At 73.8% G+C, this 13,607-nt stretch carries 13 protein-coding genes; 3 read left to right on the top strand and 10 right to left on the bottom strand.

The features are described 5' to 3' along the window. Window positions 1-118: 118 nt before the first annotated feature. The 5 genes from ACIP37_RS27195 to ACIP37_RS27175 all read right to left on the bottom strand — a co-directional run bounded on the left by ACIP37_RS27195 (window position 119) and on the right by ACIP37_RS27175 (window position 4,865). Entirely contained in the window at window positions 119-814 is a 696-nt protein-coding gene (locus tag ACIP37_RS27195) for a demethylmenaquinone methyltransferase (protein ID WP_363585033.1), read from the bottom strand. A gap of 277 nt (window positions 815-1,091) precedes the next feature. Then, the gene (locus ACIP37_RS27190; protein WP_400844624.1) at window positions 1,092-1,613 is read right to left on the bottom strand and encodes a hypothetical protein; all 522 of its coding nucleotides are present in this window, start codon (window positions 1,611-1,613) and stop codon (window positions 1,092-1,094) included. A 313-nt stretch (window positions 1,614-1,926) separates the two neighbouring features. Continuing rightward, window positions 1,927-2,568 (bottom strand): imidazolonepropionase-like domain-containing protein, encoded by a 642-nt coding sequence (locus ACIP37_RS27185; RefSeq protein WP_363585029.1) that lies wholly within the window; start codon window positions 2,566-2,568, stop codon window positions 1,927-1,929. Between the two features lie 16 nt (window positions 2,569-2,584). Further along, window positions 2,585-3,805, bottom strand: a complete 1,221-nt coding sequence (mqnC, locus tag ACIP37_RS27180; protein ID WP_363585027.1) for a cyclic dehypoxanthinyl futalosine synthase — start codon at window positions 3,803-3,805, stop codon at window positions 2,585-2,587. Between the two features lie 157 nt (window positions 3,806-3,962). Then, window positions 3,963-4,865 (bottom strand): menaquinone biosynthetic enzyme MqnA/MqnD family protein, encoded by a 903-nt coding sequence (locus tag ACIP37_RS27175; protein WP_063348157.1) that lies wholly within the window; start codon window positions 4,863-4,865, stop codon window positions 3,963-3,965. 368 nt (window positions 4,866-5,233) lie between these two features. Here ACIP37_RS27175 and ACIP37_RS27170 point away from each other — a divergent pair, with 368 nt between their 5' ends. Next, window positions 5,234-5,437, top strand: coding sequence for a cold-shock protein (locus ACIP37_RS27170; protein ID WP_052580872.1), 204 nt, complete (start codon window positions 5,234-5,236; stop codon window positions 5,435-5,437). A 283-nt stretch (window positions 5,438-5,720) separates the two neighbouring features. Here the strand turns inward: ACIP37_RS27170 and ACIP37_RS27165 are convergent, their stop codons facing one another. After that, window positions 5,721-7,067 carry a dicarboxylate/amino acid:cation symporter gene (locus ACIP37_RS27165; protein WP_363585025.1) on the bottom strand — a complete coding sequence of 449 codons (1,347 nt, stop codon included), beginning with the start codon at window positions 7,065-7,067 and terminating at the stop codon, window positions 5,721-5,723. 424 nt (window positions 7,068-7,491) lie between these two features. Here ACIP37_RS27165 and ACIP37_RS27160 point away from each other — a divergent pair, with 424 nt between their 5' ends. After that, window positions 7,492-8,700 (top strand): MFS transporter, encoded by a 1,209-nt coding sequence (locus ACIP37_RS27160; protein ID WP_400808771.1) that lies wholly within the window; start codon window positions 7,492-7,494, stop codon window positions 8,698-8,700. Window positions 8,701-8,773: 73 nt separating this feature from the next. On the opposite strand, the gene ACIP37_RS27155 is transcribed toward ACIP37_RS27160, so the two are convergent. The 4 genes from ACIP37_RS27155 to ACIP37_RS27140 all read right to left on the bottom strand — a co-directional run bounded on the left by ACIP37_RS27155 (window position 8,774) and on the right by ACIP37_RS27140 (window position 12,390). Then, the gene (locus ACIP37_RS27155) at window positions 8,774-9,955 is read right to left on the bottom strand and encodes a LacI family DNA-binding transcriptional regulator (RefSeq protein WP_400844621.1); all 1,182 of its coding nucleotides are present in this window, start codon (window positions 9,953-9,955) and stop codon (window positions 8,774-8,776) included. Window positions 9,956-9,984: 29 nt separating this feature from the next. After that, window positions 9,985-10,329: a DUF4229 domain-containing protein gene (locus ACIP37_RS27150; RefSeq protein WP_063348160.1), complete on the bottom strand. Its 345-nt coding sequence runs from the start codon at window positions 10,327-10,329 to the stop codon at window positions 9,985-9,987. 121 nt (window positions 10,330-10,450) lie between these two features. Next, window positions 10,451-10,978: a GNAT family N-acetyltransferase gene (locus tag ACIP37_RS27145; protein WP_400808776.1), complete on the bottom strand. Its 528-nt coding sequence runs from the start codon at window positions 10,976-10,978 to the stop codon at window positions 10,451-10,453. A 71-nt stretch (window positions 10,979-11,049) separates the two neighbouring features. After that, window positions 11,050-12,390 (bottom strand): MFS transporter, encoded by a 1,341-nt coding sequence (locus tag ACIP37_RS27140; RefSeq protein ID WP_400808778.1) that lies wholly within the window; start codon window positions 12,388-12,390, stop codon window positions 11,050-11,052. A gap of 192 nt (window positions 12,391-12,582) precedes the next feature. Here ACIP37_RS27140 and ACIP37_RS27135 point away from each other — a divergent pair, with 192 nt between their 5' ends. Next, window positions 12,583-13,554, top strand: a complete 972-nt coding sequence (locus ACIP37_RS27135) for a GlxA family transcriptional regulator (protein WP_400808780.1) — start codon at window positions 12,583-12,585, stop codon at window positions 13,552-13,554. The last annotated feature ends 53 nt before the right edge of the window (window positions 13,555-13,607 follow it).

Raw genomic sequence — 13,607 nt, 5'->3', positions numbered from 1 at the left:
GACACGGTGGACACTCTCCTGGAGCTGCGGCTGTGGGGACGGCGGCTTCTGTCTCCGGCAGTCTAGTTCCGTCCCCGCCGCCGGAAACGACCACGCCCCCACACCGCCGGTGCAACGGCTACCCGAGCTTGTACGCCCGGTGCAGCGCGACGATGCCGCCGGTGAGGTTGCGCCAGGCGACCTTGGACCAGCCGCTCTCCTGCAGCCGGGCCGCCAGCTCGGGCTGGTCGGGCCAGGAGCGGATGGACTCGGCGAGGTACACGTACGCGTCCGGGTTGCTGCTGACCGCGGTGGCGACCGGCGGCAGGGCGCGCATCAGGTACTCGGTGTAGACCGTCCGGAACGGCGTCCAGGTCGGGGTGGAGAACTCGCAGATCACCAGCTTGCCGCCGGGCTTGGTGACGCGCTGCATCTCGCGCAGCGCCGCGTCGGTGTCCTGGACGTTGCGCAGCGCGAAGGAGATCGTCACCGAGTCGAAGGTGCCGTCCGCGAACGGCAGCCGGGTGGCGTCGCCGGCGGTGAGCGGCAGCTCGGGGTGGCGGCGCTTGCCCTCGACGAGCATGCCGACGGAGAAGTCGCACGGGACGACCTGCGCGCCGGCCTCGGCGAAGGGCAGCGAGGAGGTGCCGGTGCCGGCTCCGAGGTCGAGCACGAGGTCCCCCGGTCCGGCGTCCACCGCCTCGGCCACCGCCCGGCGCCAGGCGCGGGCCTGGCCGAGGGACAGCACGTCGTTGGTGCGGTCGTACTTGGCCGCGACGTCGTCGAACATGGCGGCGACTTCGTGCGGCTGCTTGTCCAGAGAGGCTCGGGTCACGCCCCCATTGTTCACCCTGGCGCCGACACCCCGACCAACGGGGCACGCCGCGGGGCGTCCGCACCCGCCGCACGGGCCCCGCCGCACGCCCCCGCCGTGCCGGGGGGGGGGGGGGGGGCGCGCCCGGGGGGGGGGGCGCCCCGGGGGGGGGGGGGCGCCCGCGGGGCCCCGCGGGGGGGCGCCCCCCCCCCCCCCCGGCCCCCCCCCCCCCCCCCCCCCCCCCCCCCCCCCCCCCCCCCCCCCCCCCCGCCCGGCCCCACCGGTGCCGCGCGCCCCGTCAGTGCTGCGCGCGCCGCCCGCTCGCGCGCCGCCGGCGCCGGGAGCGCTTGCCGTGGGTTATCGCGGGCATCCCGTCGGCCAGCGCCCCGGTCGCCAGTGCGACGGTGGTGGCCAGCCGGCCCTGCCCGGCGCGGACCGCGAGCGCCCGCCGGTGCCGCCGGATGCGCAGCACGCAGATCACGAACATCCCGACCGCGACCGGCACGCTGAACCGGGCCAGGCCGACGCCGACCGGCTGCGGGTAGGTGTCGCCGCAGATCCGCACCGCGCCCGGGTCGTCGGCGGCGTGCTCCAGGCAGATCGGGTCGCCGATCCTGGCGCCGTCGGCGAGCGGCAGCGCGGCCGCGGTGTGCGACTGGCCGGACGCCCGGTAGCTGACGGCACTGTAGGAGCCGCCGCCGGTGGGGAGCTGGGTGACGACGCCTTCGACTCTCACGGGGTGGGCGCCGATCCGGTCGGCCTGGTCGGCCTGGCGCCAGCCGAGCAGGCACATGCCGACGGCCAGCACGGCGCTGAGCACGGCGGCGAGGTACCAACCACGGCCCAACCGCGGGGATCGCGGCGGGGGGACGGTCGCGGATCGCATGGTTCCTGTCCTGGCTTGCCTTCGGGGCCTGGGACACGGCCCCGCCACCCGCGGGCACGGGCGGTAGGTGGTGAGGGTACGGAGTGAGCTGTCCGGGATCGTATCCGCTGGCGGGCCCTCAGGTCACGGCGAAGGGGGAATCACCCCACAGGGTGGACAGTGGAGTTCGGCGGCACACGAAGGAAGTGCCGTACGCCGCAAGGAAGTCCGACTACCGGCGAGTACGTCGTCCGGTTCCCGGCCCCGTTCAGCGCCGCCGGTACACCAACCGCCCGCCCAGCACGGCGGCCAGGCAACCGCCCGGCGATGGCTGGGCGAAGCCCTCCCCAACGGCCGGGAACACCGCGAAGTCGGCCCGGCCGCCCGCCGCCACCCGGCCGTGCACGGCCGCCGCGAGCGGCAGCACCGACAGCGGGTCCAGCGGGCCGTCCGCCGGGGCCGTCGCGTCCGGGGCGCCCGGCAGCGCGACCAGCCCGGAGCGCGCCACGGCCGTGCGCACCGCGGCCCGCTCGAACGGCCCGGCCACCGCCGTCACCCCGAACCCGAGCATCCGTTGCAGCCCGCGCCGGGCGCTCGCGCCGCAGCGCCCCTCGTCGACGGAGCCCGTCAGCCCGTCCGCGACCGGCTCGACGCCGATCTCCTCGCGCGGGTCCGGGTGGTAGGCGTGTTCCAGCAGCCGGTGCCCGTACGGGTTGCGCAGCCCCGGCGTGAGCACCGCGGCGCCCCAGTCCCGCAGTCGCGCCCCCGGGTGCGCGGCGGCCAGTTCCCGGTACGGTCCGACGGCCTCGACGCGGTCACCGCGCACCAGCACCGCCCCGTCCGGGAGGGACGGGGCGGTGGGGTCGGCCGGGTCGGGCAGCACCAGGGCCGCCCGGTGCAGGGTCAGCACGGCGGTGCCCCGGGCCTCAGTTGTCCAGGATCTTCAGCTCGGGGTGCGCGGTGCCGCCCTCGATCGCCGTGGAGGCGATGTGCGAGGCGACCCGCGGGTCCACCGGGTCGTTGGCCGGGTCGTCCAGCACCCGCAGGTGCTCGTACGTGGTCGCGCGCTGCGCCGGGACGCGGTCGGCGGCCCGGATGAGGTGGATCAGCTCGGTGAGGTTGGAGCGGTGCTTGGCACCGGCCGCCGAGACGACGTTCTCCTCCAGCATGACCGAGCCGAGGTCGTCCGCACCGTAGTGCAGCGACAGCTGGCCGGCCTCCTTGCCGGTGGTGAGCCAGGAGCCCTGGATGTGGGCGACGTTGTCGAGGAACAGGCGGGCGATCGCGATCATCCGCAGGTACTCGAAGACGGTGGCCTGCGTCGAGCCCTTCAGGTGGTTGTTCTGCGGCTGGTAGGTGTAGGGGATGAAGGCCCGGAAGCCGCCGGTGCGGTCCTGCACGTCGCGGATCATCCGCAGGTGCTCGATCCGCTCGGCGTTGGTCTCGCCGGTGCCCATCAGCATGGTGGAGGTGGACTCCACGCCGAGGCCGTGCGCGGCCTCCATGATCTCCAGCCAGCGCTCGCCGGACTCCTTGAGCGGGGCGATCGCCTTGCGCGGCCGCGCGGGCAGCAGCTCGGCGCCGGCGCCGGCGAAGGAGTCCAGGCCGGCCCGGTGGATCCGGGTGATGGCCTCCTCGATCGAGACGCCCGAGATCCGGGCCATGTGGTCGACCTCGGAGGCGCCCAGGGAGTGGATCACCAGCTGCGGGAAGTCGGCCTTGATGGCCGAGAACGCGCGCTCGTAGTACTCCACGCCGTAGTCCGGGTGGTGGCCGCCCTGGAACATGATCTGGGTGCCGCCCAGTTCGACGGTCTCGGCGCAGCGGCGCAGGATCTCGTCGAGCTCGCGGGACCAGCCCTTGTCGCTCTTCGGCGGCACGTAGAACGCGCAGAACTTGCACGCCGTCACGCAGACGTTGGTGTAGTTGATGTTGCGCTCGATGATGTACGTCGCGATGTGCTCGGTACCGGCGTAGCGGCGGCGGCGCACCGCGTCGGCGGCGGAGCCGAGCGCGTGCAGCGGCGCCGAGCGGTACAGCTCCAGCGCCTCCTCCGGGGTGATCCGGCCACCGCCGGCGGCCCGGTCGAGCACGGCCTGCAAATCGGTGCTGGGCGCATCGAGGGTGGTCGCTGCGAGCTCGGTCACCTGGCCGCCTTCTCTCTCTCGGATACTGCAGTTCTCGGCGCTGCCGCCCCCCGGACGGCGGGCGTCCGGGTACGGCCGAACCAGCCTACGCCAGGCCTTTCGAGCGTCCGCGTCAGCCCGCTGCCCGTCGACCACCGTGCCCAACCGACCACCGTGCTCAGCCGACCGGCAGCGCCGCCGGCTCCAGCAGCCGCACCGCGACGTCCGACGCGAAGCCGCTGTCGTGCGCGACCCGGCGGGCGAACTCGGCGACGCCGGCCAGCTGCCGCTCGCCGAGCGAGAAGTCGAGGGCCTCGCTGAAGTACCGCTCCAGCACGTCCGCGCCGAAGGCCTCCCAGCGGGCGGCCTGTTCGGCGACCTTGGCGGCCTCGACCAGTGAGAGGTCGCGGGACTCCAGGAAGGCCCGGTGCACGGCCGCGGTCAGTTCCGGACGGCGCTCGGCGAACTCGCGGCGCACGGCCCAGACGGCGAAGACGAACGGCAGGCCGGTCCACTCCTTCCACATCTCGCCGAGGTCGTGGACGGTCAGTCCGAGGTCGGCGGCCTGGCCGAGGTAGGCGCGCAGCGCCGGGTCGCCGATCAGGACGGCGGCGTCGGCCTCGGCGAGCATCGAGCTGAGGTCGGGCGGGCAGCTGAAGTAGTCGGGGCGGACGCCCTCGCGTTCCTCCAGCAGCAGCCGGGCGAGCCGGACGGAGGTGCGGCTGGTGGAGCCGAGGGCGACGCGGCGGCCGTCCAGGTCGGCGAGCGGCACCTTGCTGACGATGAGGCAGGACATCACCGGGCCGTCGCTGCCGACCGCGATGTCGGGCAGGACCAGGAGGTCGTCGGCGTTGCGCAGGTACTCCACGCAGGTGATCGGACCGATGTCCAGCGAGCCGTCGACGAGCTGGTCGCTCAGCTTCTCCGGGGTGTCCTTGGTGAGGTCGAGGTCCAGCAGGTTGCCGGTCCTGGCGAGGCCCCAGTAGAGGGGGACGCAGTTCAGGAACTGGATGTGGCCGACGCGAGGCCTGACCGGGGTGTGTTCCTGGGGCTCCCGCGATTGTCCGTCCGGTGCTGCCACTGCGCCGCTCCCTTGTACTGTTCGTGCGCTTTCCCGCAGCGTATGCCTGCTGTTCACAGAGGCTTGCACCGGGCACCCGACACGCGCTCGCGAGGCCTGCTGGACGCCCCTGCGGGGCCCTACGACACGCGCCGTGGGGGCCGCAGTTCACCCCTGGTCGTCACAGCGACCGCATGCTAGCGTTGCCCTCAGTTGCAGTTTGATTCCCCTTGCAGTACTTGAAGCCTGCGGAGCATGTAACCGCGGGCTTTTTGTAGTTTTTCAGCAATATCGAAAAACTTCGGACTCGTCCGGAGGCAGGGCGATCAGCGCAGCGGACCGGGTGCCACACGGTGTGGCCCCGACACGTCCCTCGCAAGGAGAACGGCATGGCCACGGGAACCGTCAAGTGGTTCAACGCTGAGAAGGGCTTCGGCTTCATCGCCCAGGAGGGCGGCGGCCCCGACGTCTTCGTCCACTACTCCGCCATCAACGCGAGCGGCTTCCGCTCGCTGGAGGAGAACCAGGCGGTGAACTTTGACGTCACCCAGGGCCCGAAGGGCCCGCAGGCGGAGAACGTCACCCCCATCTGACCATCTTCTGATGTTCTGATCGCTCGGGACCCCAGCGGGTCCGTCGGCGGCTCCCGACAGCCGTCACCATGAGCACAAGAGCAACACCCAAGGGGGCCCGCCCGACCGGCGGGCCCCCTGCCTTTTCCCCCTGCCTATTCCCCTGGCCTTTCCCCGGCCTCTCCTCCCGGCCACCGCCCCGGGAAGCAGCGCACGCACCCGCGCCCCCGCGGCACGCACAAGGGCCCGCCTCCGCACCGGGGAACGGTGCACAGGCGGGCCCTTGTCGCCGAGCCGGCCGGGATCAGGCAGCCACCGGGGCCGCCTTGTCCGTCTGCGCCGGGACGACGGCCGACGGCGCGTCCTCGTACAGGTCGCCGGAGGGACGGTTGTAGGCGGCGACGTCGAGGATCTTCTCCCGCGAGGCCACCAGGACCGGCACCAGCACCTGGCCCGCGACGTTGGTCGCGGTGCGCATCATGTCGAGGATCGGGTCGATGGCGAGCAGCAGGCCGACGCCCTCCAGGGGCAGGCCCAGGGTGGAGAGGGTGAGCGTCAGCATGATGATCGCACCGGTGAGGCCCGCGGTGGCGGCCGAGCCGACGACCGAGACGAAGGCGATCAGCAGGTAGTCCCGGATGCCGAGGTCGATGTTGTAGACCTGGGCGACGAAGATCGCGGCGATCGCCGGGTAGATCGAGGCGCAGCCGTCCATCTTGGTGGTGGCGCCGAACGGCACGGAGAAGGACGCGTACTCGCTGGGGACGCCGAGGCGCTCGGTGACGCGGCGGGTGACCGGCAGGGTGCCGACCGAGGAGCGCGAGACGAAGGCCAGCTGGATGGCGGGCCAGGCGCCCTTGAAGAAGTTGACCGGGTTCAGGCCGGCGGCGAACTTCAGCAGCAGCGAGTAGACGACGAAGAGCACCAGCGCGCAGCCGACGTAGATGTCGAGGGTCAGCGTGGCGAAGGGCTTGAGCAGGTCCCAGCCGTACTTGGCGACGGACTTGCCGATCAGGCCGAGGGTGCCGAGCGGGGAGAGCCGGATGACCCACCACAGGGCGGTCTGGGTCAGCTCCAGGACGGACTCGCTGAGCTTGAGGACCGGCTCGGCCTTGCTGCCGAGCTTGATGATCGCCGCGCCGACCACGACCGCCATGAAGACGATCTGCAGCACGTTCACCTTGGCGAAGGCGTCGACGATGTTGGTCGGGAAGATCCCGGTCAGGAAGTCGATCCAGGTGCCCTTGGAGTCGAGCGCCTTGAGGCCGTCGGTCTTGAGGTTGGTGCCCTGGCCGGGGTTGGTCAGCAGGCCCAGGCCCAGGCCGACGGCCACCGCGATCAGCGAGGTGATCATGAACCAGAGCAACGTGCGGGTGGCCAGGCGGGCCGCGTTGGTGACGTTGCGCAGGTTGGCGACGCTCACCACGATCGCGGTGAACACCAGCGGCGGGACGGCCAGCTTGAGCAGCTGGACGAAGATCTTGCCGATGGTCTCCAGGGTGGTGGCCAGCCAGGAGATGTCGGCGGCGCGGGCCAGGTAGCCCAGGCCGACGCCGAGCAGCAGGCCGCCGACGATCTGGACCCAGAACGGGGTCTTGCGGATTCTCGCGAGCACGGACGGCGACGAGGTCGCCTCGGGCGCTGTGGACATGACGGTGCGGCTCCGGGGGAGGGCGTTGCTGACGGTGGGGTGTGGCGGAGGAGGCGGCACGGCGCGCGGGCCGGGCGGGGAGGTCCCGGCCCCCGGTCAGGGGCGTGCCGCCGGGATACAGCTCATGGCGCGACAACGGCGCGGGCTGTCCACAGCACCGGTCAGAGCGCACGGGCGGGCGGCACCGGGCAGCGAGCCCCGGCCGTGCTTCCGCGATGCGTCTGAGGTGGTCATGGGCGACACATTAGCAGTAAAGGTTTGAGATGTTCAAAGTAGTTGTTTGAGGTTGGGGTGAGATCCGGACACGAACGAAGCTGACGCACCATCAGATCATCCCCACCGGCCCGATTGACCGCTGAGCGGTTATACGTATAACTTTGACGGCGTCCCCGCCCCCGCCTGCCCAGACCGGAGAAGACGCCCGATGGGCTACCTCGCCCTGCTCCGCGCCCCCCATGTCAGCCGCCTGCTCCTCGGCACCCTGCTCGGCCGCCTGCCCGCCGGCATGACCGCCCTGGTGATCGCCCTCGCCCTGCGCGAGGCCGGCGCGCCGTACGGGCGGATCGGACTGGCCACCGCCGCCTACGCGATCTCCGCCGCCGTCGGCGGGCCGGTGCTCGGGCGGATCGTGGACCGCACCGGGCAGCCCCGCGTCCTGCTCGCCTCCGCCGTGCTCGCCGGCGGCGGGTACGCGCTGCTCGCCCTCGCCCCCGGCTCCGAGATCGCCGCTCCGCTCGGCGCCGCGATCGCCGGGCTCGCCATGCCCCCGCTCGAACCCTGCCTGCGCTCGCTCTGGCCGGACGTGGTGGAGGAGGAGCAGCTCGACACCGCCTACGCCTTCGACTCCGCCTCCCAGCAGATCCTCTACGTGGCCGGCCCGCTGGCCGTCGCCGGGATCGCCGGCCTGTTCAGCCCGGTCGCCGCGCTCTGGATGGCCGCCGGACTGGGGCTGGCCGGCGCGCTGATCGTGGCCACCACCGCCCCGGCCCGGGCCTGGCGTGCCCCGGCCCGCGCGCACTCCGCCGGACTGCTCGGCCCGCTGCGCTCCCCCGGCCTGGTGCTGCTGCTGGTCGGACTGGCCGGGGCCGGCTGGGCCGTCGGCGCGCAGAACGTGCTGTTCATCGCCTACGCCGAGCACCACGCCGACGCCCTGCCCGGCGGCGCGGGCACCCTGCTGGCGCTGGCGGCGCTCGGCGGCCTGCTCGGCGCGCTCGCCTACGGCGCGGTGAAGTGGCGCAGCAGCACGGCCACCCGCACCTGGGTCATGGCGCTCGCGATGGCCGCGTCCTACCTGCCGCTGGTGCTGCTGCCCGGGCCGTACCCGATGGCCGCGCTGGCCTTCCTCTCCGGGATCGGGCTGGCGCCGCTGCTGGCGGCGGCGTTCGTGCTGGTCGCCGAGCTGGCGCCGACCGGGACGGTGACCGAGGCGTTCGCCTGGCTGGTGACGCTGTTCGCGACGGGCAACTCGCTCGGCTACGCGGTGTCCGGCAACCTGGCCGAGGACTCGCTGCGGCCGGTGGCGCTGTGCGCGGCGGGCGGGATCGCGCTCGGCGCCCTGCTGCTGTTCGGCGCCCGCCGCTGGTTCCACCCGGTGCCGTCGGCGCCGTCGGTGCGGCCGGTGCCGGTGGGCTGAGGCCCCCCACAGACGACCGCGCCCACCGGGGTCTGGCCGGCGGGCGCGGTCTTTCGTTCTCCCCTGCTCCTGCCTACGGCTTCGCGCCCCGCCCCGGCGCGCCGACCGCCGGCGCGGTGGAGGAGCGCAGCACCAGCGAGGTGGCCAGCGGCGGGACGGGCGCCGCCCGCTCGCCGCGCAGCAGGCCCGCCAGCGCCGCCGCGCCGACCCGGCCCAGCTCCTCGCCGGGCAGGTCGACGGTGGTCAGCGGCGGGGCCAGCAGCGCGGCCACCGCGACGTTGTCCATGCCGACCACCGACAGGTCGGCCGGCACCCTCAGCCCCAGCTCGGCGGCGGCCTGGTACACCCCGGAGGCGACCACGTCGTCGTCGCAGATCACCGCGCGCGGACGGTCCGGGCGCTCCAGCAGGCGGTGCGCCACGCTCCGCGCGGCCGGCTGGCCCTCGTTCAGGCTCACGCCCAACTCCACGACCTCCAGGTCGAGTTCGGCGGCGACCTGCTCGAACGCGGCCTGCCGCACCCGGAACGTGTACGCGGAGTGGGTGGAGCGCAGCCGCCCGATCCGGCGGTGGCCGAGCCCGGCCAGGTGCTCGACGGCGGCGCGCATCCCGCCCGCCACGTCGAGTTCGACGGTCGGCCGGGCCCGGTCGGTGCCCGGGTCGGCGTCGAGGAAGACGACGGGGGTGTCGGCGGGCAGCTCGCCGAGCTGGCTGTCGTCCGGGGAGCAGATCAGCAGGCCGTCGAAGCGGCTGGTGGTGGCGGCCTCCGCGAGGGTGGCGCTCCCCCAGCCGGAGCTGACCACGACCGCCAGGCCGTGCTGGCCGGCCTCCTCGTGGACGCCCTCCAGCACCCGGCCGAAGAACGGGCCGAGGATGTTCGGCACCGCCAGGAGGATCATCCCGCTACGGCCGAGCCGCAGCTGCCGGCCGGCCGCCTGCGGGCGGTAGCCGAGGCTGCGGGCGGCCTCCCGGACCCGCTCCCGGGTGGCGTCGGAGACCCGGCGGCCGGCCTCGGCACCGGAGAAGACCAGCGAGACGGTGGCCTGGGAGACCCCGGCGAGCCTGGCCACGTCCCGGCCGGTGGGCCGGCGCACCGGGGCCGGCCAGGTCCCGGCCTCCCCCTCGACGGACGGCCCGAGCGACGCGGACGGCCCGGACGGCGGGTCGGCCGGTCCGGGCTCGGAAGCCGCAGAAGCGGAAGCGGGGTCGGGGTCGGGGTCGGAAGCGGAGGCGTCCGAGGCGGCGGAGTCGGGCACGGCGGCTGCGGCTGCGGGTCCGGCCGGGGTCAGCTCTGCCGGACGGCGGCCGTCCGGGCCGCCTCGTCGACGGCGTCCTCCTCCGCGTTCTGCGCGGCGATCCGCTCGGCGGTACGGCTGCGCAGGCCGGAGACCTTGGTGGTGATCTGGGCGGACATGTCGTCGCGCTGACGGCTCAGCAGCACGTAGCTGAGCGGCGCGGACGCGATCGCGGCCAGCAGGAACAGGAAGATCACTCCGGCCTGGCCGCTGACCGGGATGATCTTGAAGTGCCCGAGCAGCAGGGCGACCAGCAGGCAGCCGAGGAAGATGCTGACCCGCAGGGAGGTGTAGCGGAGCGTGGCGTGCGACTTCTCCTGGCCGGTGCTGCTCACGGGACACATCCTTTTCACTGGTCTGGGCGGGGGCCGGTCTCCCAGTGAAGCATGCCTGACGGGCGGCGCGGGGAAGGGGGCGCCCGTCCCCCCGCCCGCCGCCTCCCGGCCGTCCTGCGGATCAGCGCAGGTCGAGCCACATGGTGATCTCGTCGCGGTCGTCCCCTAGGGCGATCCGGACCGCGGCCGGCACCCGGCCGACCTCCCGGTAGCCGCAGCGGGTGTAGAAACGCTCCAGGCCCTGGCCGCCGCGCGCGGTCAGCCGCAGGCTCTCCAGGCCCCACTCCCGGGCTATCCGCTCGGCCTCGGCGAGCAGCCGGACGCCGTAGCCGCGGCCCTGGCAGTCGGGGTGCACCATGACCCGCTTGAGCATCCGCCAGTGCTCCATCAGGCCGAACCGCATCGACTCGAAGAAGAGGACACCGACGAGCCGACCGGTGTCACTCTCGTGGGCGACCAGCAGCCGGTCCGGGCCGTCCGGCGCGACCCCGGCGAACTGGTGGTCGGCGGTGTCCCAGACCTCGTCCTCCGTCACCGGCGCCACGAAGCCGACCGCGCCGCCGGCGTTGGTGACGTCGGCCCACAGCCGGACGACGGCGGTGCGCAGGTCCGGGTCGAGCTTCGGGTCCAGGGTGAAGATGAGCGCCATGGCTGCGGAGCCTAGCTCTCCGGTCCGACAGGCCCCCGACCCGCCTTGGGAGCCCGCACTGGGAGCCCGCCCTACGGGAGGGCCGGGACGACGGGGCGGTCCGGCCGGCTGGTGCGCAGCGCCAGGCAGAGCCCGACGGCGACCACGCACAGGGCGCCGGCGCCGTACCAGGTGAGGTCGTAATTCCCGAGCGCGTCGCGGGCCAGGCCCGCCAGCCCGGCGACGACGGCCGCACCGATCTGGTGGCTGGCCAGCACCCAGCCGAAGACGATCGGGGCGTCCCCGCCGAAGTGCCGGCGGCACAGCGCGACGGTCGGCGGCACGGTGGCCACCCAGTCCAGGCCGTAGAAGATGACGAAGGCCAGGATCGGCGGCTGCAGCGAGCCTGCGAGCAGCTGCGGCAGCAGGAGCAGCGAGATCCCGCGCAGCCCGTAGTAGGTGACCAGCAGGATCCGGGAGTCGACCCGGTCGGTGAGCCAGCCGCTGAAGATGGTGCCGATCACGTCGAAGACGCCGATCATGGCGAGCAGACCGGCCGCGGTGGTCACCGGCATGCCGTGGTCGTGGGCGGCCGGGATGAAGTGGGTGCCGACCAGGCCGGCGGTGGTGGCGCCGCAGATCGCGAAGGAGCCGGACAGCAGCCAGAACGCCCGGCTCCGGGCAGCGTCCCGCAGCACCCGCAGCGAGCGGGTCAGGGCGCGGCCGTCGGCGGCGGGCGCCGGGGGCTCCTCGGTCGCTCCGTACGGGAGCAGGCCGAGGTCGGCGGGCCGCTCGCGCATCAGCAGCAGGACGGGGACGGCGACCGCGCTGGCCGCGAGCGAGACCACGATCACCGCCGAGCGCCAGCCGTGGTGCTCGACCAGCCAGGCGCCGACCGGCAGGAAGACCAGGTTTCCCGCTGCCCCGGCGGCCGTCAGCACGCCGGTGACCAGGCCCTGGCGCGCCTGGAACCAGCGGCCGGTGATGGTGGTGGCGAAGGCGCCGGCCATCGAGCCGCTGCCCAGGCCCACCAGCACGCCCCAGCAGAGCACCAGTTGCCAGGGCTCGCGCATCAGCATGGTGAGCCCGGAACCGACCGAGATGGTCAGCAGCGCGCAGACCACCACCAGGCGCACGCCGAAACGGTCCATCAGGGCGGCGGCGAAGGGGGCGGTGAGGCCGTAGAGGGTCAGGTTGACGGAGGTGGCGCTGGATATCGTCCCGAGCGACCAGCCGAACTCGTTGTGCAGGGCGTCCATCATCAGGCTGGGCGTGGACCGGAAGCCGGCCGAGCCGAGCAGGACCAGCAGCGAGACACCGGCCACCACCCAGGCGTAGTGCACCCGGAAGCGGGCCGGGCGGGCCGGGCGGACGGGTCCTTCGGGGGCGGGCGCGGGGGCGGGGGCGGGGGCGAAGGCGTTGCGTTCGGTCACGCGGACGAGTGTCCCGAAGCGGCGCGGCCGCGACGAGTGGCCTGAATGACAGCTTTCGCAAGAATCGGGCCACGGTCCCGGCGTACCCTGGCCCGAACCGGCCGGACTGGCCCGAACCGGCCGACCGAACCGACTCAACCCGCCGCCCCGACCCGACCGGCCCGGGCGGCCGCACCACCGAAGGGGAACGGCATGGCCCACCTGGTCGCGGTACTCGCCCTCGACGGCGTGATCGCCTTCGAACTCGGCATCCCCGCCCGCATCTTCGGCGGCGCCAAGGACCCGGCCGGACGGCCGCTCTACGAGATCGCCACCTGCACGCTGGACGGCCGGCCGGTCGCCACCAGCGCGGACTTCCGGATCAGCGTCGACCACGGGCCGGAACTGCTGGAGCGGGCCGACACGGTGGTGATCCCGGCCTCCGCCGACGCGAGCACGGCCACCGTCGACACCGCCTTCACCCCCGAACTGGCCGCCGCACTGCGCCGGATCCGGCCCGGCACCCGGCTGATGTCGATCTGCACCGGCTCCTTCCTGCTGGCCGCCGCCGGACTGCTGGACGGCCGCCCGGCCACCACCCACTGGCGCTACACCCGGCGCTTCGCCGAGCTGTACCCGAAGGTGCGGCTGGACCCGGACGTGCTCTACACCGACGACGGCGACCTCCTCACCTCCGGCGGGGTGGCCGCCGGGGTGGACCTGTGCCTGCACGTGGTCCGCCGCGACCACGGCAGCGCGGTGGCCAACGCGGTGGCCCGCAGCTGCCTGGTGCCGCCGTGGCGCGAGGGCGGCCAGAAGCAGTACGTCGAGGCCCCGAGCCCGGTGGACTCCACCGGCCACGGCACCGCCGCCGTACGCGCGTGGGCACTGGAACACCTGGACCAGCCGCTGGCGCTGCGCCGACTCGCCGACCGGGCGGGCATGAGCGTGCGGACCTTCACCCGGCGCTTCCGCGAGGAGACCGGCGCCAGCCCCGGGAAGTGGCTCACCGTGCAGCGCACCGAGCGGGCCCGGCAGCTGCTGGAGCGCACCGACCTGACGATCGACCAAGTCGCCCGGGAGTCCGGTTTCGGCACCGCCGCCTCGCTCCGGCTGCAACTGCGCGACCGGCTGGACGTCGCCCCGAGCGCCTACCGGCGTACCTTCCGCACCGTCCCCGGGTGACCCCGGGTGACCGTGGACGGCTCCGAACCGCCCCGGACTACTCCGGACGACTC

Source organism: Kitasatospora sp. NPDC088861 (genome assembly GCF_044750105.1).
GTDB lineage: Bacteria > Actinomycetota > Actinomycetes > Streptomycetales > Streptomycetaceae > Kitasatospora.
This window is presented reverse-complemented; position numbering and strand designations above follow the sequence as displayed.

Excerpts from the sequence above, each read along its gene's own strand:
- ACIP37_RS27170 (WP_052580872.1), top strand. The coding sequence starts at position 5,234 with ATGGCCACGGGAACCGTCAAGTGGTTCAACGCTGAGAAGGGCTTCGGC.
- ACIP37_RS27165 (WP_363585025.1), bottom strand. The coding sequence starts at position 7,067 with ATGTCCACAGCGCCCGAGGCGACCTCGTCGCCGTCCGTGCTCGCGAGA.
- ACIP37_RS27160 (WP_400808771.1), top strand. The coding sequence starts at position 7,492 with ATGGGCTACCTCGCCCTGCTCCGCGCCCCCCATGTCAGCCGCCTGCTC.
- ACIP37_RS27145 (WP_400808776.1), bottom strand. The coding sequence starts at position 10,978 with ATGGCGCTCATCTTCACCCTGGACCCGAAGCTCGACCCGGACCTGCGC.
- ACIP37_RS27135 (WP_400808780.1), top strand. The coding sequence starts at position 12,583 with ATGGCCCACCTGGTCGCGGTACTCGCCCTCGACGGCGTGATCGCCTTC.